Below are 830 nucleotides of genomic sequence, written 5' to 3'. Positions count from 1 at the left end.
GGTCCAATCGAATTGGTTGCGACTTTAAATGATTCAGACAAATCTGCAAAAATCAAAGAACTTGTGGAAGAAGTGGCAGCACTTTCTCCATTCGTCACAGCTCGTTTTGATGGTCAAAATAAACGTGCGCCGAGCTTTGGTATTGCAAAAGCAGGTGAAGAACCGCGTGTCTTCTTCGCAGGTTTACCAATGGGTCATGAGTTCACTTCTTTGATTTTGGCATTGCTACAAACTTCTGGTTATGCACCAAAAGTAACTGATGAAGTATTAGCATCCATCAAAGCTTTAGAAATCAAATCTGACTTTGACGTATTCGTATCTTTAAGCTGTCATAACTGTCCAGATGTGGTTCAAGCACTTAACTTGATCGCAATCTACAACCCTGGCACAACTGCAACCATGATTGATGGTGCATTCTTCCAAGACGAAGTAGAAGAACGCAAAATCATGGCTGTCCCAATGGTGTTCCAAGACAACGAACATATTGGTCAAGGTCGTATGACATTGGAAGAAATTGTTGCGAAGCTCGATACTAACTCTGCAGCGAAAGATGCTGAAAAACTCAATGCCAAAGATGCATTTGACGTGCTTGTGATCGGTGGTGGTCCTGCAGGTAACACATCTGCAATCTATGCGGCTCGTAAAGGTATCCGTACAGGAATCGTTGCTGAGCGCATGGGTGGTCAGGTCATGGACACCATGGACATTGAAAACTTTACATCAGTGCAAAAGACGCAAGGTCCTAAGTTTGCGGCTGAAATGGAAGCACACGTTCGTGAATACGGTGTCGACATCATGAACTTACAACGTGTGTCTGACATCAAAGGTGC

1 protein-coding gene is annotated in these 830 nt (G+C 43.7%); it reads left to right on the top strand.

Features of this window, described 5'->3' with window-relative positions; genetic code table 11:
* The coding region (locus tag AC1M9L_RS14725; RefSeq protein WP_481592549.1) for a thioredoxin family protein at positions 1-830 on the top strand (830 nt) is incomplete at both ends.

This window comes from Acinetobacter sp. ANC_7511 (assembly GCF_056779975.1).
Note: the sequence above shows the minus strand (reverse complement) of the source record. Positions and strands in the feature narration are given on the sequence as shown.